The organism is Pseudomonas sp. R25(2017), from assembly GCF_002112565.1.
Classification (GTDB): Bacteria; Pseudomonadota; Gammaproteobacteria; order Pseudomonadales; family Pseudomonadaceae; genus Aquipseudomonas; species Aquipseudomonas ekonensis.
The window spans coordinates 207772-228569 of the sequence record NZ_NEHZ01000004.1 but is presented as its reverse complement, the minus strand read 5'-3'; the positions used below and the strand labels follow the sequence as shown (position 1 = coordinate 228569).

The following is a 20798-nucleotide window of genomic DNA, read 5'->3' as shown; positions in this document are numbered from 1 at the left end:
TGGCGCTGATTACAGACGCATCGGCATGACAACGTAAGCCGAATCGTCGTTGTCGGATTCCTGCACCAGCGCACTGCTGTTGGAGTCGGACAGGATCAGGCGAACCTGCTCGGTGGTCATCACGCCCAGCACGTCCAGCAGATAGCTGACGTTGAAGCCGATCTCCAGCGAGCTGCCGTTGTATTCCACGCCCACTTCTTCTTCCGCCTCTTCCTGCTCCGGGTTGTTGGCCTGGATCTTCAGCTGGCCGCTGGCCAGTTGCAGACGGATACCGCGGTACTTCTCGTTGGACAGGATCGCGGTACGGCTGAACGCCTCACGCAGGGCCTGGCGGTCGCCCAGCACCAGCTTGTCGCCACCCTTGGGCAGGACGCGCTCGTAGTCCGGGAACTTGCCGTCCACCAGTTTCGAGGTGAAGGTGAATTCGCCGGTGGTCGCGCGGATGTGGTGCTGGCCCAGCACGATGCTGACGTTGCCGTCCGGCTCGGTGAGCAGGCGCGCCAGTTCCAGGATGCCTTTGCGCGGCACGATCACCTGGTGGCGGTCCTGCTGGCCGATGTCGGCCTGCATCGAGCACATCGCCAGGCGGTGACCGTCGGTGGCCACGGCGCGGATCACGCCGGTGGACACTTCCAGCAGCATGCCGTTGAGGTAGTAGCGCACGTCCTGCTGGGCCATGGCGAAGCTGGTGCGCTCGATCAGGCGACGCAGCTTGCTTTGCTCAAGGCTGGTGGTCAGCGAGCCCGGGCCTTCTTCCACGGTCGGGAAATCGTTGGCCGGCAGGGTCGACAGGGTGAAGCGGCTGCGGCCGGCCTTCACCACCAGTTTCTGCTCGTCGACCTTGATGTCGATCAGCGCGTCGTTCGGCAGGCTCTTGCAGATGTCCATCAGCTTGCGCGCAGGCACGGTGATGGAGCCGGTTTCCGCAGGCTCTTCGAGCTGCACGCGGCCGACCAGCTCGACTTCAAGGTCCGTGCCGGTCAGCGACAGCTGCTGGCCGTCGACGACCAGCAGCACGTTGGACAGCACCGGCAAGGTCTGTCGGCGTTCGACGACACCTGCGACCAGTTGCAGGGGTTTCAACAGGGCTTCGCGTTGAATGGTGAAATGCATGGTCTAGTCCCTTGCCTCAATAAGCTGCGCTGGCGTTCATCAAGTGGTCAGTGTACGCAGCAGGTTCTTGTAGTCCTCGCGGATGTCCGCGTCGGATTCCTTAAGTTCGTTGATCTTGCGGCAGGCGTGCAGAACGGTGGTGTGGTCGCGGCCGCCGAACACATCGCCGATTTCCGGCAGGCTGTGGTTGGTCAGTTCCTTGGACAACGCCATGGCGACCTGACGCGGGCGCGCCACCGAGCGCGAACGGCGCTTGGACAGCAGATCGGAGATCTTGATCTTGTAGTACTCGGCGACGGTGCGCTGAATGTTATCCACAGAGACCAGCTTGTCCTGCAGCGCCAACAGATCCTTGAGGGATTCGCGGATCAGCTCGATGGTGATCTCGCGGCCCATGAAGTGCGAGTGGGCGATCACGCGCTTGAGCGCGCCTTCGAGCTCACGGACGTTGGAACGGATGCGCTGGGCGATGAAGAACGCCGCATCGTGGGGCAGCTCGACCTTGGCCTGGTCGGCCTTCTTCATCAGGATCGCGACGCGGGTCTCCAGTTCCGGAGGCTCGACCGCCACGGTCAGGCCCCAGCCGAAACGGGACTTCAGGCGCTCTTCGAGGCCTTCGATCTCCTTCGGATAGCGGTCGCTGGTGAGGATCACCTGCTGGCCACCTTCAAGCAAGGCGTTGAAGGTGTGGAAAAATTCCTCCTGGGAGCGTTCCTTGCGGGCGAAGAACTGGATGTCGTCGATGAGCAGGGCGTCCACCGAGCGGTAGAACCGCTTGAACTCGTTGATCGCGTTCAGTTGCAGCGCCTTGACCATGTCGGCCACGAAACGCTCGGAATGCAGGTACACGACCTTGGCGTTCGGGTTCTTCTTCAACAGGTGGTTGCCCACCGCGTGCATCAAGTGGGTCTTACCCAGGCCGACGCCGCCGTACAGGAACAGCGGGTTGTAACCGTGCTTGGGGTTGTCCGCCACCTGCCAGGCCGCCGCACGGGCGAGCTGGTTGGACTTGCCTTCGACGAAGTTCTCGAAGGTGAAGGTGCGGTTCAGGTAGCTGGTGTGCTTGAGGGCGCCCTCGACCTGCACGGTGCGCTGTTCGGTGCGCACCGGGGCCTGCTGGGAAGCGGCGCCGGCCATCGGATCGAAACTGTCGCGCGACGGCTCCTCGATGACTTCTTCGGCTTCGGCCTTCTGCGCAGCACGCTTGGCCGGCGCTGCCACCGGGGCCGGTGCGGGCGCGGCAGGCGCCGCATTCACCTGGGCCTGTGCCGCTGCGGCCGCCAACGGGGCGTTCGGCGCGGCGCGGGGGGCCGAGCTGCGTTTGCTGCCTATTAATAAGGAAAGCGCCGGCGCCATGCCGTTGCCGTGCTCATCCAGCAGCTCGAGGACGCGTCCCAGGTACTTTTCGTTGACCCAGTCCAGAACAAAACGGTTGGGCGCATAGACGCGCAACTCGTCGCCTTCGGCTTCGACCTGCAGTGGACGGATCCAAGTGTTGAATTGCTGGGCAGGCAGCTCTTCGCGCAAAAGCTCCACGCACTGCTGCCAAAGTTCCACTGACACGGAGATCCCCTAAGTTGAAAGCCGGTAAGGCAAAAACAAGCGGCCATTGTAGCGGCCAGCCGTCCACTTATCCACACGCAGGTGACCCGATGGAGGCGAATTATCAATGCGTTAACCGGGAAAAAGGCGACCGACGGTGCTCCAGGGAGCTCTGTGGATAACCGCCGATGAGGGCACTGGACAACTGGGGGCAAAAGCGCGTGGATAACCGGCCTGTGGATAACCATCCATTGCACACACAGGTTTTCCGGCCTCGCGGCACAGGCTGACCACGGTTTTCCAGCCTAGTTGTCATTCTCTGTACATCAGATGGAATAAGGCCTCAGAGTAGTTATCCACAAAGGAAGGCCACACTAGCTTTAACAAGCTTTACAGAAAAGCTTTAAATTCTTCGCTTCTTTATTTTTATGTTTGCCAGCGGGTTCTCAAGCCAGAAGGCCGAGGACGATCTGTCCATAAGGAAACGTTGGTTGGAAATTGACCTGAGGACTTGCTTTCTCTAGAATCCCCGGTCTCTTAAAACAGGGGCCATTCCGGCCGTTGTGGACGAACCAGGTAACACGACATGAAACGTACTTTCCAACCAAGCACTATCAAACGCGCTCGTACCCACGGTTTCCGTGCTCGCATGGCCACCAAGAACGGTCGTGCCGTCCTGTCGCGTCGCCGCGCCAAAGGCCGTGCGCGTCTGACCGTTTGATATCCCGGTACTGGAGGTGAGTCAGGACTTCAGTCGGGAAAAGCGTCTGCTTACACCCCGGCACTTCAAGGCAGTCTTTGACTCCCCTACCGGCAAGGTTCCGGGGAAAAATCTCCTGCTCCTTGCGCGCAACAACGATCTCGATCACCCCCGCCTCGGGCTGGTCATCGGGAAAAAGAGCGTAAAGCTCTCCGTCGAGCGCAATCGCCTCAAACGCCTGATGCGCGAGTCGTTCCGTCTGAACCAGGATTCACTGGTCGGCTGGGACATCGTCATCGTCGCGCGCAAAGGTTTGGGCGATGTTGAAAACCCCGAATTGATCCAACATTTCGGCAAGCTCTGGAAACGCCTGGCGCGCAACAAGCCGGCATCTCCAGCCAAAACCGAAACTGTGGGGGCTGACAGTCCAGATGCGTAAACTGGCGCTCGTTCCGATCCGGTTCTATCGCTATGCCATTAGTCCGCTGATGGCCAGTCACTGTCGTTTTTACCCCAGCTGTTCTTGCTACGCGTACGAAGCCATCGAAAATCATGGCCTTCTGCGCGGTGGCTGGCTGACCTTTCGTCGTTTAGGTCGCTGTCATCCGTGGAATCCCGGTGGTTATGACCCGGTTCCACCTGTCCCTACCTCCCGTTCTTCTTCGATGGCCGAGTAATCATGGATATCAAACGCACGGTCCTGATCGTCGCCCTGGCAATCGTGTCCTACGTCATGGTCCTTAAATGGAACCAGGACTACGGTCAAACTGCCCTGCCGACTCAGAATGTTGCCTCGAGCACGACCACATCTGGCTTGCCGGACACCGCAACCGGCAATAACGCCTCCGCCAACGACGACATTCCGCACGCCGCGAGCGACAGCAACGCGCCCGCCGAAGCGCCGGTCGCCGTCAGCAAGGACCTGATCCAGATCAAGACCGACGTGCTCGATCTGGCGATCGATCCACAGGGCGGTGACGTCGCTCAACTGACCCTGCCACTGTATCCGCGTCGCCAGGACCGTCCGGACGTGCCGTTCCAGCTGTTCGACAACGGCGGCGAGCGCATCTACCTGGCGCAAAGCGGCCTGATCGGCACCAACGGCCCGGACGCGAACCCGGCCGGCCGTCCGCTGTACGCGTCGGAGAAGAAGACTTATCAACTGGCCGACGGCCAGGACCAACTGGTCGTCGACCTGAAGTTCAGCAAGGACGGCGTCAACTACATCAAGCGTTTCACCCTGAAGCGCGGCCTGTACGACGTGACCGTTTCCTACCTGATCGACAACCAGAGCGCACAACCCTGGACTGGCGCGATGTTCGCCCAGCTCAAGCGTGACGCCAGCGCCGATCCGTCGTCCACAACCGCCACCGGCACCGCGACCTACCTGGGCGCCGCCCTGTGGACAAGTTCCGAGCCGTACAAGAAAGTGTCCATGAAGGACATGGACAAAGGTCAGCTCAAGGAAACCGTCAACGGTGGTTGGGTCGCCTGGCTGCAGCACTACTTCGTGACCGCGTGGGTGGCTCCGAAGGGCGAAAGCAACATCGTCCAGACCCGCAAGGACAGCAAAGGCAACTACATCATCGGCTACACCGGCTCCACATTGACCGCTGCGCCAGGCGCCAAGGTCGAAACCAGCGCCGTGCTGTACGCAGGTCCAAAGAGCCAGGCGGTCCTGAAAGAGTTGTCCCCAGGCCTGGAACTGACCGTCGACTACGGCATCCTGTGGTTCATCGCCCAGCCGATCTTCTGGCTGCTGCAACATATCCACAGCATCGTCGGCAACTGGGGCTGGTCGATCATCTTCCTGACCATGCTGATCAAGGGTCTGTTCTTCCCGCTGTCGGCCGCCAGCTACAAGTCCATGGCCCGCATGCGCGCCGTGGCGCCGAAACTGGCTGCACTGAAGGAACAGCATGGCGACGACCGGCAGAAAATGTCGCAAGCCATGATGGAGCTGTACAAGAAAGAGAAGATCAACCCGCTGGGCGGCTGCCTGCCGATCCTGGTGCAGATGCCGGTCTTCCTCTCGCTGTACTGGGTACTGCTCGAAAGCGTGGAAATGCGCCAGGCGCCGTTCATGCTGTGGATCACCGACCTGTCGATCAAGGATCCGTTCTTCATCCTGCCGATCATCATGGGCGCCACCATGTTCATCCAGCAGAAGCTGAACCCGACGCCGCCGGATCCGATGCAGGCCAAGGTGATGAAAATGATGCCGATCATCTTCACCTTCTTCTTCCTGTGGTTCCCGGCCGGTCTGGTGCTGTACTGGGTTGTGAACAACTGCCTGTCGATTGCCCAACAGTGGTACATCACGCGTAAGATCGAATCGGCGACGAAAAAAGCCGAGGCGTAACTTACTCTGTGGATAACCACTCAAAACGCCCCCTAGTGGGGCGTTTTGCTATCTGCCACTTTTGTCTGGATACCGGTTTATGAGCGCACCTCGTGAAACCATCGCCGCCGTCGCCACTGCCCAGGGGCGCGGCGGTGTGGGCATCGTCCGCATTTCCGGCCCGCTGGCCGGTGCCGCGGCGAAAGCCATCAGCGGCCGCGAACTGAAACCCCGGTTCGCCCACTACGGCCCGTTCTTCAGCGCCGACCGAGAGGTGCTGGACGAAGGACTGGCGCTGTATTTCCCGGGCCCCAATTCCTTCACCGGCGAGGACGTGCTGGAACTGCAGGGCCATGGCGGCCCGATCGTGCTGGACATGCTGCTCAAGCGCTGCCTGGAACTGGGCTGCCGACTGGCGCGCCCCGGCGAATTCAGCGAACGCGCGTTCCTCAACGACAAGCTCGACCTGGCTCAGGCAGAAGCCATCGCCGACCTGATCGAAGCCAGTTCCGCACAAGCCGCACGCAACGCGTTGCGCTCCCTGCAGGGTGCGTTCTCCCAGCGTGTGCATGAACTCACCGAGCAACTGATCGGCCTGCGCATCTATGTGGAGGCCGCCATCGACTTCCCCGAGGAAGAGATCGACTTTCTCGCCGATGGCCATGTGCTGAGCATGCTCGACAAGGTGCGTGACGACTTGTCCACCGTGCTCCGTGAAGCCGGGCAGGGCGCATTGTTGCGCGACGGCATGACCGTCGTGATCGCCGGTCGGCCGAATGCCGGCAAATCCAGCCTGCTCAATGCGCTGGCCGGCCGGGAAGCGGCGATCGTGACCGAGATCGCCGGCACGACCCGGGACATTCTGCGCGAACATATCCACATCGACGGCATGCCGTTGCATGTCGTGGACACCGCCGGCCTGCGCGACACCGACGACCATGTGGAAAAGATCGGCGTCGAACGCGCCCTCAAAGCCATCAATGAAGCGGACCGGGTGCTGCTGGTGGTCGACGCCACCGCGCCGGAGGCCGCCGATCCGTTCGCTCTGTGGCCGGAATTCCTGGAAACGAAGCCGGATCCGGCCCGCGTGACCCTGATCCGCAACAAGGCTGACCTGACCGGGGAGGCGATCGCCCTGGAGGTCAGCGACGATGGCCATGTCACGATCAGCCTCAGTGCGAAGTCGGCGGGCGAGGGGCTTGAGTTGCTGCGCGAACACCTCAAGGCCTGCATGGGCTACGAACAGACGGCGGAAAGCAGCTTCAGCGCCCGACGCCGGCACCTCGAAGCCCTGCGTCACGCGAGTGCGGCGCTGGAGCACGGCCGCGCGCAACTGACCCTCGCCGGCGCCGGTGAACTGCTGGCCGAAGACTTGCGCCAGGCCCAGCAATCCCTGGGGGAAATCACCGGCGCGTTCAGTTCGGACGACCTGCTGGGACGAATCTTCTCCAGCTTCTGCATCGGCAAGTAATCCAGCCGTCTCCCATAGACAGGCCCAATCGCGGCCTGTCTGCCCTTCCTTCCCATCATTCCTCTCTCAAACGTCGACCAGACACGTTCTGCCCGGTCGGATTTTCCATGCCCGGAGCCTTCTCGTTCGTCTGATTTCTGTGGATTAAGCCCTGTGAATAACTGCCGATGAGGTCAGTTGATAACAGGGCCTGAAAACTGGATATAACCGCATCTGTGGATAACGACCCCTTTCATCCACAGGCTTAAGGCGGTTATCCCAATGGCTCCGTGGCACATGGACACAGACTTATGAATCTCTGTACAGATTGAAAACAAAGGCGTTCAGCCTGTTATCCACAGATAGGGGCGGGCCTAAGAATAAACATAAAAACAAGGTTTTATACATTTCTTTCCTTTTTAATTTTTTTGTCCGCGATTTTTCCACAGCTGGTTAAATTTTGTGCAAAGGGTTCTTTAGGAAAGGCGAAGTCCCTATACTTGCCGACCAGGTCCAGAAACCTGAGATCGAATTTTTCCTTAAATACCTACTTAAGCAGGCACGAGGTGCGTGGTGGATTTCCCTTCCCGTTTTGAAGTGATCGTCATCGGCGGCGGTCATGCCGGTACCGAGGCAGCACTGGCGTCAGCGCGCATGGGGGCAAAGACCCTGTTGCTGACGCACAACGTGGAAACCCTCGGCGCCATGAGCTGCAACCCGGCCATCGGCGGCATCGGCAAGAGCCATCTGGTCAAGGAAATCGACGCCCTCGGCGGCGCGATGGCCATGGCCACCGATCTGGGCGGCATTCAGTTCCGCGTATTGAACAGCCGCAAAGGCCCGGCGGTGCGGGCGACCCGCGCACAAGCCGACCGGATCCTGTACAAGGCCGCTGTCCGCGAGATCCTGGAAAACCAGCCCAACCTGTGGATATTCCAACAGGCCGCCGACGACCTGATCGTCGAGCAGGAACAAGTGCGCGGTGTCGTCACCCAAATGGGTCTGCGTTTCTTCGCCGATTCCGTGGTGCTGACCACCGGCACGTTCCTCGGCGGACTTATCCACATCGGCCTGCAGAATTATTCCGGCGGCCGCGCCGGCGATCCGCCCTCGATCGCCCTGGCCCGTCGCCTGCGTGAGCTGCCGCTGCGCGTCGGCCGCCTGAAGACCGGTACGCCGCCGCGCATCGACGGCCGGTCTGTGGATTTCTCGGTGATGACCGAGCAGCCGGGCGACACGCCGATCCCGGTCATGTCGTTCCTGGGCAACAAGGAACAGCATCCGCGGCAGGTCAGCTGCTGGATCACCCACACCAACGCGCGCACCCACGAGATCATCGCGGCGAACCTCGACCGTTCGCCGATGTACTCCGACGCCGGCGAGATCGAGGGCATCGGCCCGCGCTACTGCCCGTCGATCGAAGACAAGATCCACCGTTTCGCCGACAAGGAAAGCCATCAGGTGTTCATCGAACCTGAAGGCCTGACCACCCATGAGCTGTACCCGAACGGGATATCCACAAGCCTGCCGTTCGACGTGCAGCTGCAGATCGTGCAATCGATCCGCGGCATGGAGAACGCGCACATCGTGCGGCCGGGCTATGCGATCGAGTACGACTACTTCGACCCCCGCGACCTGAAGTACAGCCTGGAGACCAAAGTCATCGGCGGCCTGTTCTTCGCCGGCCAGATCAACGGCACCACCGGCTACGAAGAGGCCGGCGCCCAAGGTCTGCTGGCCGGCGCCAACGCCGCGCTGCGGGCCAAGGGCAAAGAAGCCTGGTGCCCGCGCCGCGACGAGGCGTACATCGGCGTGCTGGTCGACGACCTGATCACCCTCGGCACCCAAGAGCCGTACCGCATGTTCACTTCCCGTGCCGAGTACCGCCTGATCCTTCGCGAGGACAACGCCGACCTGCGCCTGACCGAAAAAGGCCGCGAACTCGGCCTGGTCGACGACGCGCGTTGGGCGGCGTTCTGCAAGAAGCGCGAAGGCATCGAGCTGGAAGAGCAGCGGCTGAAAAGCACCTGGGTTCGCCCGGGCACACCCCAGGGCGATGCGATCGCCGAAAAGTTCGGCACGCCGCTGACCCACGAATACAACTTGCTCAACCTCTTGAGCCGTCCGGAAATCGACTACGCTGGTCTGGTCGAAGTGACCGGGCAGGGCGCCGAAGATCCACAGGTCGCCGAACAGGTCGAGATCAAGACCAAGTACGCCGGTTACATCGACCGGCAGCAGGACGAGATCGCCCGCCTGCGCGCCAGCGAAGACACGAAACTGCCTGTGGATATCGATTACGCGAGCATTTCCGGTCTCTCCAAGGAGATCCAGGGCAAGCTCGGCGCGACCCGCCCTGAGACCCTGGGCCAGGCGTCGCGGATTCCGGGCGTCACCCCGGCGGCGATTTCCCTGTTGATGATTCATTTGAAAAAACGCGGCGCGGGCCGTCAGTTGGAGCAAAGCGCTTGAGTTCTAAGGTCACTTCGCAACACGCCGAAGAGTTATCCACAGGAGCCCGTGCGCTCGGTGTCAACCTCAGCGAAACCCAGCACGAGAAACTGCTGGGTTACCTGGCCCTGTTGATCAAATGGAACCAGGCCTACAACCTGACCGCCGTGCGCGATCCGGACGAGATGGTTTCCCGTCACCTGCTCGACAGCCTGAGCGTGATGCCGTTCATCGAAAACGGCCGTTGGCTGGATGTGGGCAGCGGCGGCGGCATGCCGGGCATCCCGTTGTCGATCCTGTATCCGGACGCACAAGTGACGTGCCTGGACGCCAACGGCAAGAAGACCCGCTTCCTGACCCAGGTCAAACTCGAGCTCAAACTGGATAACCTGCAAGTTGTCCACAGCCGGGTCGAGGCCTTCCAGCCTGCGCAGCCGTTCAACGGGATCATTTCCCGGGCGTTCAGCAGCATGGAGAACTTCACCGGCTGGACCCGCCACCTCGGCGACGCCGACACCCGCTGGTTGGCAATGAAGGGCGTCCATCCGGCCGATGAGCTGGTAGCATTGCCGGCAGACTTCAAACTCGATAGCGAACACGCCCTGGCCGTACCCGGTTGCCAAGGCCAACGCCATCTGCTGATACTGCGCCGCACGGCATGATTGGGAACACAAGCAAGAATGGCTAAGGTATTCGCGATAGCGAACCAGAAGGGTGGTGTGGGCAAGACCACCACCTGCATCAACCTCGCAGCATCCCTGGTCGCGACCAAGCGCCGGGTGCTGCTGATCGATCTCGATCCACAGGGCAACGCCACCATGGGTAGCGGTGTGGATAAACATGGCCTGGAAAACTCGGTCTACGACTTGCTGATCGGCGAATGCGACCTGGCCCAGGCCATGCACTTTTCCGAGCACGGCGGTTATCAGCTGCTGCCGGCCAACCGCGACCTGACCGCGGCGGAAGTCGTCCTCCTGGAAATGCAGATGAAGGAAAGCCGTCTGCGCAGCGCCCTGGCGCCGATCCGCGAGAACTACGACTACATCCTGATCGACTGCCCGCCGTCGCTGTCGATGCTGACGCTCAACGCGCTGGTGGCCGCCGATGGCGTGATCATCCCCATGCAGTGCGAGTACTACGCGCTCGAAGGCTTGAGCGACCTTGTGGATAACATCAAGCGCATCGCTGAACTGCTGAACCCCAACCTCAAGATCGAGGGGCTGCTGCGCACCATGTTCGACCCGCGCCTGAGCCTGATGAACGACGTCTCCGCGCAGCTCAAGGAGCACTTCGGCGATCAGCTGTACGACACGGTGATCCCGCGCAACGTGCGCCTGGCCGAAGCGCCGAGCTACGGCATGCCGGCCCTGGCCTACGACAAGCAATCGCGCGGTGCGCTGGCCTACCTGGCCCTGGCCGGCGAGATGGTTCGCCGTCAGCGCAAGAATTCACGCATCGCCGCCGCCCAGCCAACTTAAGGAATCCCCATGGCCGTCAAGAAACGAGGTCTCGGACGTGGACTGGATGCACTGCTGAGCGGTCCGAGCGTCAGCGCACTGGAAGAGCAGGCGGCGCAGGCCGATCTGCGCGAACTGCAGCACCTGCCGCTGGACCTGCTCCAGCGCGGCAAGTACCAACCGCGCCGGGACATGGATCCGCAAGCGCTCGAAGAGCTGGCGCAATCGATCAAGGCCCAGGGCGTGATGCAGCCGATCGTGGTGCGCCCCATCGGCAGCGGCCGCTTCGAAATCATCGCCGGCGAGCGCCGCTGGCGCGCCAGCCAGCAGGCCGGGCAGGAAACCATCCCGGCGATGGTGCGCGACGTGCCGGACGAAACGGCCATCGCCATCGCGCTGATCGAGAACATCCAGCGCGAAGACCTGAACCCGATCGAAGAAGCGATCGCCCTGCAGCGCCTGCAGCAGGAATTCCAGCTGACCCAGCAACAGGTCGCCGAGGCGGTGGGCAAGTCCCGCGTCACGGTGGCCAACCTGCTGCGGCTGATCGCCTTGCCTGAAGTGATCAAGACCATGCTGTCCCATGGTGACCTGGAAATGGGGCACGCCCGTGCCTTGCTCGGTTTGCCGGACAATCAGCAGGTCGAAGGGGCGCGACATGTTGTCGCACGCAGCCTCACCGTGCGCCAAACCGAGGCACTGGTTCGGCAATGGCTCAGCGGCAAACCGCAGCCTGCGGAGCCGGCCAAACCGGACCCGGACATCGCCCGCCTCGAACAGCGTCTGGCCGAGCGCCTAGGCTCTGCGGTGCAGATCCGCCACGGCAAGAAGGGCAAGGGTCAGCTGGTGATCGGCTACAACTCCCTCGACGAGCTTCAGGGCGTGCTTGCACACATCCGCTGAAACAATTCCTCTTGTAGCGCGCAGTCGGAAATCACTACCTGACAGTTGAATAGGGGCAGAACCGCCCCTATACTCTGCGCGCATTTTGTCGGCACAAATTATGCCAAGTTATTGAATTTCGGCAGCCGACCATTGGAGAGCAACAGTGATGGAAACCCGCACGCCAAACCGCTTGCCTTTCCATCGCCTGGCGGTTTTTCCGGTGTTGATGGCTCAGTTGGTCATTCTGCTGATCGCCGCTTTGGCGCTTTGGCAATGGCGCGGAGTCGTTGCCGGATACTCGGGTCTTTGCGGAGGCCTGATAGCCTTGCTGCCCAATGTTTATTTCGCTCACAAGGCATTTCGGTTTTCCGGCGCCCGAGCAGCCCAGTCCATCGTCCGGTCCTTTTACGCCGGCGAGGCAGGCAAACTGATTTTGACGGCAGTGCTGTTTGCACTGGTGTTTGCAGGTGTGAAGCCATTGGCGCCGATCGCTGTGTTCGGCGCGTTCGTGCTGACCCAGTCGGTCAGCTGGTTCGCTCCCCTGCTGATGAGAACAAGACTTTCGAGACCTTAGGGCGTTTGAGGCAACCATGGCAGAAACAACGGCTTCGGGCTATATCCAGCACCACTTGCAGAACCTGACCTTCGGTCAGCTACCCAACGGCGGCTGGGGCTTTGCCCACACCGCGGCAGAAGCCAAGGAAATGGGTTTCTGGGCTTTCCACGTCGATACCCTCGGCTGGTCGGTTGCCCTGGGCCTGATCTTCGTATTCCTGTTCCGCATGGCGGCCAAGAAGGCGACCTCCGGTCAGCCGGGCGCGCTGCAGAACTTCGTTGAAGTCCTGGTCGAGTTCGTCGACGGCAGCGTGAAGGACAGCTTCCACGGCCGCAGCCCGGTGATCGCACCGCTGGCGCTGACCATCTTCGTCTGGGTGTTCCTGATGAACGCCGTCGACCTGGTGCCGGTGGACTGGATCCCTCAACTGGCCATCCTGATCTCCGGTGACCACCACATCCCGTTCCGCGCCGTGTCGACCACCGACCCGAACGCGACCCTGGGCATGGCGTTCTCGGTTTTCGCACTGATCATCTTCTACAGCATCAAGGTCAAGGGCATCGGCGGCTTCATCGGCGAGCTGACCCTGCACCCGTTCGGCAGCAAGAACATCCTGGTTCAGGCGCTCCTGATCCCGGTGAACTTCCTGCTGGAGTTCGTGACCCTGATCGCCAAACCGATCTCTCTGGCACTGCGTCTGTTCGGCAACATGTATGCCGGCGAGCTGGTGTTCATCCTGATCGCCGTGATGTTCGGCTCCGGCCTGCTGTGGCTGAGCGGCCTGGGCGTTGCGCTGCAGTGGGCGTGGGCTGTGTTCCACATCCTGATCATCACCCTGCAGGCGTTCATCTTCATGATGCTGACCATCGTCTACCTGTCGATGGCGCACGAAGAAAACCATTAAGGGCAGCTTCGGCTGGTCTGATGTCCCTCCCGGTCAAACGGGAGGGGGCTCCTGACGGGGCCTCTGAAACGATTTGTTTTACCGCTTTAATCTAAAAAACCTAAACCATACGACGTAAAAGTCGGGAGGAAAGATGGAAACTGTAGTTGGTCTAACCGCTATCGCTGTTGCACTGTTGATCGGCCTGGGCGCACTGGGTACCGCAATTGGTTTCGGCCTGCTGGGCGGCAAGTTCCTGGAAGGCGCTGCGCGTCAGCCGGAAATGGTTCCAATGCTGCAAGTCAAAATGTTCATCGTTGCCGGTCTGCTCGACGCCGTAACCATGATCGGTGTTGGTATCGCTCTGTTCTTCACCTTTGCGAACCCGTTCGTTGGTCAGATCGCTGGCTGATTACTCGGATCTTCCGGGTAATTTGGTGTGATGGACAACGTAACTGCGAGGTGTTGGCGTGAACATTAATGCGACCCTGATTGGCCAGTCCGTTGCGTTCCTGATTTTTGTACTGTTCTGCATGAAGTTCGTATGGCCTCCGGTCATCGCGGCTCTGCACGAACGTCAAAAGAAGATCGCTGATGGTCTGGACGCTGCCAGCCGTGCAGCTCGCGACCTGGAGTTGGCCCAAGAGAAAGCGGGTCAGCAACTGCGCGAAGCGAAAGCCCAGGCAGCTGAAATCATCGAGCAAGCCAAGAAGCGCGGTAACCAGATCGTTGACGAAGCCCGTGAACAGGCTCGCGTCGAAGCTGACCGTGTGAAGGCTCAGGCTCAGGCCGAGATCGAACAGGAACTGAACAGTGTCAAAGACGCGCTGCGTGCCCAAGTGGGCAGCCTGGCCGTTGGCGGCGCTTCGAAGATCCTGGGCAAGTCAATCGATCAAAACGCGCACGCAGAGCTGGTTAACCAACTGGCTGCTGAAATCTAAGCGAGGGCGATCATGGCAGAACTGACCACGTTGGCCCGACCTTACGCTAAGGCGGCCTTCGAGCACGCTCAGGCCCACCAGCAACTGGCCAATTGGTCAGCCATGCTCGGCCTGGCAGCAGCGGTGTCGCAAGACGGCACCATGCAGCGCGTGCTCAAGGCCCCGCGACTGACGAGCGCAGAAAAGGCCGCCACGTTCATTGACGTGTGCGGCGACAAGTTTGATGACAAGGCACAGAACTTCATCCACGTCGTTGCCGAAAACGACCGTCTCCCGCTGTTGCCGGAGATCGCCGCCCTGTTCGACCTGTACAAGGCCGAGCAGGAGAAGTCGGTAGATGTGGAAGTCACCAGTGCATTCGCATTGAACCAAGAACAGCAAGACAAACTCGCCAAGGTTCTCAGTGCACGACTCAACCGGGAAGTGCGCCTGCAGGTCGAGGAAGACAGCTCCCTTATCGGGGGCGTTGTCATCCGCGCCGGCGACCTGGTTATCGATGGCTCAGTTAGCGGCAAACTCGCGAAACTGGCCGAAGCATTGAAATCTTGAGTTTGAAGGGGCAGCAGAGCAATGCAGCAACTCAATCCTTCCGAAATTAGTGAAATTATCAAGGGCCGCATCGAAAAGCTCGATGTGACCTCTCAAGCCCGTAACGAAGGCACTGTCGTCAGCGTATCTGACGGCATCGTGCGGATTCACGGTCTGGCCGACGTCATGTACGGCGAGATGATCGAGTTTCCGGGCGGCGTCTACGGTATGGCCCTCAACCTGGAGCAAGACTCCGTAGGTGCCGTTGTACTGGGCGCGTACACCAGTCTGGCTGAAGGTATGAGCGCCAAGTGCACCGGCCGCATCCTGGAAGTTCCTGTCGGTAAGGAACTGCTGGGTCGCGTCGTCGACGCACTGGGCAACCCTGTCGACGGCAAGGGTCCGCTGAACAACACCGAGACCGACGCGGTCGAGAAAGTTGCTCCGGGCGTGATCTGGCGTAAGTCGGTAGACCAGCCTGTACAGACTGGCTACAAGGCCGTCGATGCCATGATCCCTGTCGGCCGTGGCCAGCGTGAGCTGATCATCGGCGACCGTCAGATCGGCAAGACCGCTCTGGCGATCGACGCGATCATCAACCAGAAAGACAGCGGCATTTTCTGCGTCTACGTAGCCGTTGGTCAGAAGCAATCGACCATCGCCAACGTGGTTCGCAAGCTGGAAGAGAACGGTGCACTGGCCAACACCATCATCGTTGCCGCCAGCGCCTCGGAATCCGCCGCACTGCAATTCCTGGCTCCTTACGCCGGTTGCACCATGGGCGAATTCTTCCGTGACCGCGGTGAAGACGCACTGATCGTCTACGATGACCTGTCCAAGCAGGCCGTTGCCTACCGTCAGATCTCCCTGCTGCTGCGCCGTCCGCCAGGACGCGAAGCGTACCCAGGCGACGTGTTCTATCTCCACTCCCGTCTGCTGGAGCGCGCATCCCGCGTTTCGGAAGAGTACGTCGAGAAGTTCACCAACGGCGCAGTGACCGGCAAAACCGGTTCCCTGACCGCTCTGCCGATCATCGAAACCCAGGCTGGCGACGTTTCCGCGTTCGTTCCGACCAACGTGATCTCCATCACCGACGGTCAGATCTTCCTGGAATCGGCCATGTTCAACTCGGGCATCCGCCCTGCAGTGAACGCCGGTGTTTCGGTATCCCGTGTGGGTGGTGCCGCTCAGACCAAGATCATCAAGAAGCTGTCGGGCGGTATCCGTACCGCGCTGGCCCAGTACCGTGAACTGGCGGCATTCGCCCAGTTCGCATCGGACCTGGACGAAGCGACCCGCAAGCAACTCGAGCATGGTCAGCGCGTTACCGAGCTGATGAAGCAGAAGCAATACGCGCCGATGTCGATCGCCGACATGTCGCTGTCGCTGTATGCCGCTGAGCGTGGGTTCCTGACCGACATCGAAATCGCCAAAGTCGGCAGCTTCGAGCAAGCGCTGATTGCTTACTTCAACCGCGATCACGCCGATTTGATGGCCAAGATCAACGTGAAGGGTGACTTCAATGACGAAATCGACGCTGGCCTCAAAGCCGGTATCGAGAAGTTCAAGGCCACCCAAACCTGGTAAGCCGCAGCGGGAGCCGCAAGGCTCCCGCTTGCTAACCTGATAGGTGTTACATGGCAGGCGCAAAAGAGATTCGCAGTAAGATTGCGAGCATCAAAAGCACGCAAAAAATTACCAGCGCCATGGAAAAAGTGGCGGTCAGCAAAATGCGCAAGGCACAACTGCGCATGGCTGCTAGCCGTCCTTATGCGGAGCGTATCCGCCAGGTAATTGGGCATCTGGCCAACGCCAACCCGGAATACCGCCATCCGTTCATGATCGACCGCGAAGTGAAGCGTGTCGGCTATGTCGTGGTGAGCAGTGACCGTGGTCTGTGCGGCGGCTTGAACACCAACCTGTTCAAGGCCCTGGTCAAGGACATGACGGTAAACCGCGAAAACGGCGTCGAGATTGATCTGTGCGTTGTAGGCAGCAAGGGTGCGGCGTTTTTCCGCAACTTCGGCGGTAACGTCGTCGCAGCCATCAGCCACTTGGGTGAAGAGCCGTCGATCAATGACCTGATCGGCAGCGTCAAGGTAATGCTGGATGCCTACCTGGAAGGCCGTATCGACCGCCTGTCCGTGGTGTCCAACAAGTTCGTCAACACCATGACGCAGACGCCGACCGTGGAGCAGTTGATTCCACTGGTGGCGACCCCGGATCAAGAACTCAAGCACCACTGGGACTATCTCTACGAACCGGACGCCAAAGAGCTGCTTGACGGCCTGATGGTGCGTTACGTGGAGTCGCAGGTGTACCAGGCGGTGGTCGAGAACAACGCGGCTGAACAAGCTGCGCGGATGATCGCGATGAAGAACGCCACCGACAACGCCGGTGATTTGATCAGCGATTTGCAGCTGATCTACAACAAGGCGCGTCAGGCTGCGATCACCCAAGAGATCTCGGAAATCGTCGGCGGCGCTGCCGCGGTTTAACGGTTCAAATATTCAGAGGATCCAGCTATGAGTAGCGGACGTATCGTTCAAATCATCGGCGCCGTCATCGACGTGGAATTCCCACGCGACAGCGTACCGAGCATCTACGACGCCTTGAAGGTTCAAGGCGCCGAAACCACCCTGGAAGTTCAGCAGCAGCTGGGCGACGGCGTGGTTCGTACCATTGCGATGGGCTCGACCGAAGGCCTGAAGCGTGGTCTGGACGTCAACAACACTGGCGCAGCCATCTCCGTACCGGTCGGTAAAGCGACCCTGGGCCGGATCATGGACGTGCTGGGCAACCCGATCGACGAAGCCGGCCCGATCGGCGAAGAAGAGCGCTGGGGCATCCACCGCGCCGCTCCTTCCTTCGCGGAACAAGCCGGCGGCAACGACCTGCTCGAAACCGGCATCAAGGTTATCGACCTGGTCTGCCCGTTCGCCAAGGGCGGTAAAGTCGGTCTGTTCGGTGGTGCCGGTGTAGGCAAGACCGTAAACATGATGGAACTGATCCGTAACATCGCCATCGAGCACAGCGGTTACTCCGTGTTCGCCGGTGTGGGCGAGCGTACCCGTGAGGGTAACGACTTCTACCACGAGATGAAGGACTCCAACGTTCTGGACAAAGTGGCACTGGTCTACGGCCAGATGAACGAGCCGCCGGGAAACCGTCTGCGCGTAGCCCTGACCGGCCTGACCATGGCCGAGAAGTTCCGTGACGAAGGTAACGACGTTCTGCTGTTCGTCGACAACATCTACCGTTACACCCTGGCCGGTACCGAAGTGTCCGCACTGCTGGGCCGTATGCCATCGGCGGTAGGTTACCAGCCGACCCTGGCTGAAGAGATGGGTGTGCTGCAAGAGCGCATCACTTCGACCAAGCAAGGTTCGATCACCTCGATCCAGGCCGTATACGTACCTGCGGACGACCTGACCGACCCGTCGCCGGCGACCACCTTCGCCCACTTGGACGCCACCGTCGTTCTGTCCCGTGACATCGCTTCCCTGGGTATCTACCCAGCGGTAGACCCACTGGACTCGACTTCGCGTCAGCTGGACCCGAACGTGATCGGCAACGAGCACTACGAAACCGCTCGCGGCGTTCAGTACGTGCTGCAGCGCTACAAAGAGCTGAAGGACATCATTGCGATCCTGGGCATGGACGAGCTGTCGGAAACCGACAAGCAGTTGGTGGCCCGCGCCCGTAAGATCCAGCGCTTCTTGTCGCAGCCGTTCTTCGTGGCTGAAGTCTTCACCGGTGCTTCGGGTAAATACGTTTCCCTGAAGGACACCATTGCTGGCTTCAAAGGCATCCTCAACGGTGACTACGACCACCTGCCGGAACAAGCGTTCTACATGGTTGGCGGCATCGAAGAAGCGATCGAGAAAGCCAAGAAACTGTAATCCCGGCGCCCGGCAACGGGCGCTAATTTAGGTTGAGGCAATCAGATGGCTATGACAGTCCATTGCGACATCGTCAGTGCGGAAGGGGAAATCTTTTCCGGCCTGGTCGAGATGGTGATTGCGCACGGTGCACTGGGTGATCTGGGTATCGCCCTGGGTCACGCGCCGCTGATCACCAATCTCAAGCCGGGTCCGATCCGCCTGATCAAGCAAGGCGGGGATGCCGAGGTGTTCTACATCTCCGGCGGTTTCCTCGAGGTTCAGCCGAACATGGTCAAGGTTCTCGCCGACACCGTGCAACGTGCTGCCGACCTGGATGAAGCCTCTGCTCAGGAAGCCGTCAAGGCCGCCGAGCGGGCTCTGCACGACAAAGGCGCTGATTTCGATTACGGCGCTGCGTCCGCACGTCTGGCCGAGGCCGCAGCTCAGCTGCGTACCGTCCAGCAGATCCGCAAGAAGTTCGGTGGTTAATCCACCGGTCGCTTGTTGTGCGATTGTTAAAAAAGGGTAGCCTCGGCTACCCTTTTTTATTTCCGATTTTCACAACCCGGTCGCAATCGCTGACCACCCAGGATTGGTAGCCAGTCATGTCTCTTGAAATCGTTATCCTCGCGGCCGGCCAAGGCACCCGCATGCGTTCGGCGCTGCCGAAGGTGCTGCACCCGATCGCCGGCAACTCCATGCTCGGCCATGTTATCCACAGCGCCCGCCAGCTGGAGCCGCAGCGCATCCATGTGGTGATCGGGCACGGGGCCGATGCGGTGCGCGAACGCCTGGCGGCCGATGACCTGAATTTCGTGCTGCAGGACAAGCAACTGGGCACCGGCCACGCCGTCGCCCAAGCCGTGCCGTTCATCCAGGCCGATACCGTGCTGATCCTCTACGGCGATGTGCCGTTGATCGAGGTCGACACCCTGCGCCGCCTGCTGAAGCAGGCAGGCCCTGAACAGCTCGGGCTGCTGACCGTCGAGCTCGACGACCCGACCGGCTACGGCCGCATCGTGCGCGACGCCGACGGCAAGGTCACGGCCATCGTCGAGCAGAAGGACGCCAACGAGGCCCAGCGGGCCATCACCGAAGGCAACACCGGCATTCTGGCCCTGCCGTTCCGGCGCATGGGCGACTGGATGGGCCGGCTCTCCAACAACAACGCCCAGGGCGAGTATTACCTGACCGATGTGATCGCCATGGCGGTCAGCGACGGCCTGGTGGTGGCCACCGAGCAGCCAGACGACGCGATGGAAGTGCAGGGCGCCAACGACCGCAAGCAGCTGTCCGAACTGGAGCGCCACTATCAGTTGCGCGCCGGCCGCCGGCTGATGGCCCAGGGCGTGACGCTGCGTGACCCGGCCCGTTTCGATGTGCGCGGGGAAGTGACCGTCGGTCGGGACGTGCTGATCGACATCAACGTCATTCTCGAAGGCAAGGTGGTCATCGAGGACGACGTGGTCATCGGCCCGAACTGCGTGATCAAGGACAGCACCCTGCGCAAGGGCGCGGTGGTCAAGGCCAACAGCCACCTCGAAGGGGCGGTGCTGGGCGAAGGCAGCGATGCCGGACCGTTCGCCCGCCTGCGCCCGGGCACCGTGCTGGAAGCCCGGGCCCATGTGGGTAACTTCGTCGAACTGAAGAACGCCCACATGGGCGAGGGCGCCAAGGCCGGGCACCTGACGTACTTGGGCGATGCGCAGATCGGCGCCCGCACCAACATCGGCGCCGGCACCATCACCTGCAACTACGATGGCGCCAACAAGTGGAAGACCGTGCTGGGCGAGGACGTGTTCATCGGCTCCAACAACTCGTTGGTGGCGCCTGTGGATATCTCTGCCGGTGCGACCACCGCGGCCGGATCGACCATCACCCAGAATGTGGATAAGGCCCAATTGGCGGTCGGCCGTGCGAAACAGCGCAACATCGACGGCTGGAAACGACCGGAGAAGATCAAGAAGGGCTGAGTTATCCACATCAGCAGGCGGGCCGACAGTTATGCACAGCTCGGCTCCTCCCTTTCGCGGGCAAGCCGCTCCAACAGGTTCCTTGAGAATCATG

21 protein-coding genes are annotated in these 20798 nt (G+C 60.8%); 19 read left to right on the top strand and 2 right to left on the bottom strand.

Annotated elements, in window-relative coordinates:
• Positions 1-9: 9 nt before the first annotated feature.
• Both dnaN and dnaA read right to left on the bottom strand, forming a co-directional pair.
• Entirely contained in the window at positions 10-1113 is a 1104-nt protein-coding gene (gene dnaN / locus CAG31_RS07050; RefSeq protein ID WP_085579280.1) for a DNA polymerase III subunit beta, read from the bottom strand.
• 39 nt (positions 1114-1152) lie between these two features.
• A complete protein-coding gene (gene dnaA, locus CAG31_RS07045) occupies positions 1153-2676 on the bottom strand; it encodes a chromosomal replication initiator protein DnaA (protein WP_085579278.1) in 1524 nt (507 codons plus the stop codon).
• A 565-nt stretch (positions 2677-3241) separates the two neighbouring features.
• On the opposite strand from dnaA, the gene rpmH reads away from it, so the two are divergent.
• The 19 genes from rpmH (at position 3242) to glmU (ending at position 20704) form a co-directional block, all read left to right on the top strand.
• Positions 3242-3376 (top strand): 50S ribosomal protein L34, encoded by a 135-nt coding sequence (rpmH, locus tag CAG31_RS07040; protein WP_013793569.1) that lies wholly within the window; start codon positions 3242-3244, stop codon positions 3374-3376.
• Positions 3377-3392: 16 nt separating this feature from the next.
• A complete protein-coding gene (gene rnpA, locus CAG31_RS07035) occupies positions 3393-3794 on the top strand; it encodes a ribonuclease P protein component (RefSeq protein WP_170929990.1) in 402 nt (133 codons plus the stop codon).
• Positions 3787-4032, top strand: coding sequence for a membrane protein insertion efficiency factor YidD (gene yidD / locus CAG31_RS07030; RefSeq protein ID WP_085579274.1), 246 nt, complete (start codon positions 3787-3789; stop codon positions 4030-4032). Before rnpA ends, yidD begins: the two co-directional genes overlap by 8 nt.
• A gap of 2 nt (positions 4033-4034) precedes the next feature.
• Positions 4035-5717: a membrane protein insertase YidC gene (gene yidC / locus CAG31_RS07025; RefSeq protein WP_085579272.1), complete on the top strand. Its 1683-nt coding sequence runs from the start codon at positions 4035-4037 to the stop codon at positions 5715-5717.
• A gap of 79 nt (positions 5718-5796) precedes the next feature.
• Complete coding sequence (gene mnmE, locus CAG31_RS07020) at positions 5797-7167, top strand: tRNA uridine-5-carboxymethylaminomethyl(34) synthesis GTPase MnmE (RefSeq protein ID WP_085579270.1); 1371 nt, start codon at positions 5797-5799, stop codon at positions 7165-7167.
• Between the two features lie 552 nt (positions 7168-7719).
• Positions 7720-9618, top strand: coding sequence for a tRNA uridine-5-carboxymethylaminomethyl(34) synthesis enzyme MnmG (gene mnmG / locus CAG31_RS07010; protein ID WP_085579267.1), 1899 nt, complete (start codon positions 7720-7722; stop codon positions 9616-9618).
• The gene (gene rsmG, locus CAG31_RS07005) at positions 9615-10259 is read left to right on the top strand and encodes a 16S rRNA (guanine(527)-N(7))-methyltransferase RsmG (RefSeq protein ID WP_085579265.1); all 645 of its coding nucleotides are present in this window, start codon (positions 9615-9617) and stop codon (positions 10257-10259) included. Before mnmG ends, rsmG begins: the two co-directional genes overlap by 4 nt.
• An 18-nt stretch (positions 10260-10277) precedes the next feature.
• On the top strand, positions 10278-11075 hold the full coding sequence (locus tag CAG31_RS07000) for a ParA family protein (RefSeq protein WP_085579263.1): 798 nt from the start codon (positions 10278-10280) through the stop codon (positions 11073-11075).
• 9 nt (positions 11076-11084) lie between these two features.
• The gene (locus tag CAG31_RS06995; protein WP_085579261.1) at positions 11085-11957 is read left to right on the top strand and encodes a ParB/RepB/Spo0J family partition protein; all 873 of its coding nucleotides are present in this window, start codon (positions 11085-11087) and stop codon (positions 11955-11957) included.
• 148 nt (positions 11958-12105) lie between these two features.
• On the top strand, positions 12106-12513 hold the full coding sequence (locus CAG31_RS06990) for a F0F1 ATP synthase subunit I (protein WP_085579259.1): 408 nt from the start codon (positions 12106-12108) through the stop codon (positions 12511-12513).
• Between the two features lie 16 nt (positions 12514-12529).
• On the top strand, positions 12530-13399 hold the full coding sequence (gene atpB, locus CAG31_RS06985) for a F0F1 ATP synthase subunit A (protein WP_085579257.1): 870 nt from the start codon (positions 12530-12532) through the stop codon (positions 13397-13399).
• Between the two features lie 133 nt (positions 13400-13532).
• A complete protein-coding gene (gene atpE / locus CAG31_RS06980; protein WP_003097235.1) occupies positions 13533-13790 on the top strand; it encodes a F0F1 ATP synthase subunit C in 258 nt (85 codons plus the stop codon).
• Positions 13791-13848: 58 nt separating this feature from the next.
• Complete coding sequence (locus CAG31_RS06975; RefSeq protein WP_085579255.1) at positions 13849-14319, top strand: F0F1 ATP synthase subunit B; 471 nt, start codon at positions 13849-13851, stop codon at positions 14317-14319.
• A gap of 12 nt (positions 14320-14331) precedes the next feature.
• The gene (locus CAG31_RS06970; protein ID WP_085579253.1) at positions 14332-14868 is read left to right on the top strand and encodes a F0F1 ATP synthase subunit delta; all 537 of its coding nucleotides are present in this window, start codon (positions 14332-14334) and stop codon (positions 14866-14868) included.
• A 21-nt stretch (positions 14869-14889) separates the two neighbouring features.
• The gene (gene atpA / locus CAG31_RS06965) at positions 14890-16434 is read left to right on the top strand and encodes a F0F1 ATP synthase subunit alpha (RefSeq protein ID WP_085579251.1); all 1545 of its coding nucleotides are present in this window, start codon (positions 14890-14892) and stop codon (positions 16432-16434) included.
• 50 nt (positions 16435-16484) lie between these two features.
• The gene (gene atpG / locus CAG31_RS06960; protein WP_085579249.1) at positions 16485-17345 is read left to right on the top strand and encodes a F0F1 ATP synthase subunit gamma; all 861 of its coding nucleotides are present in this window, start codon (positions 16485-16487) and stop codon (positions 17343-17345) included.
• Between the two features lie 27 nt (positions 17346-17372).
• The gene (gene atpD, locus CAG31_RS06955) at positions 17373-18749 is read left to right on the top strand and encodes a F0F1 ATP synthase subunit beta (RefSeq protein ID WP_065260117.1); all 1377 of its coding nucleotides are present in this window, start codon (positions 17373-17375) and stop codon (positions 18747-18749) included.
• A 45-nt stretch (positions 18750-18794) separates the two neighbouring features.
• Entirely contained in the window at positions 18795-19220 is a 426-nt protein-coding gene (locus CAG31_RS06950) for a F0F1 ATP synthase subunit epsilon (RefSeq protein WP_085579247.1), read from the top strand.
• A 116-nt stretch (positions 19221-19336) separates the two neighbouring features.
• Positions 19337-20704, top strand: a complete 1368-nt coding sequence (gene glmU / locus CAG31_RS06945; RefSeq protein ID WP_085579245.1) for a bifunctional UDP-N-acetylglucosamine diphosphorylase/glucosamine-1-phosphate N-acetyltransferase GlmU — start codon at positions 19337-19339, stop codon at positions 20702-20704.
• The last annotated feature ends 94 nt before the right edge of the window (positions 20705-20798 follow it).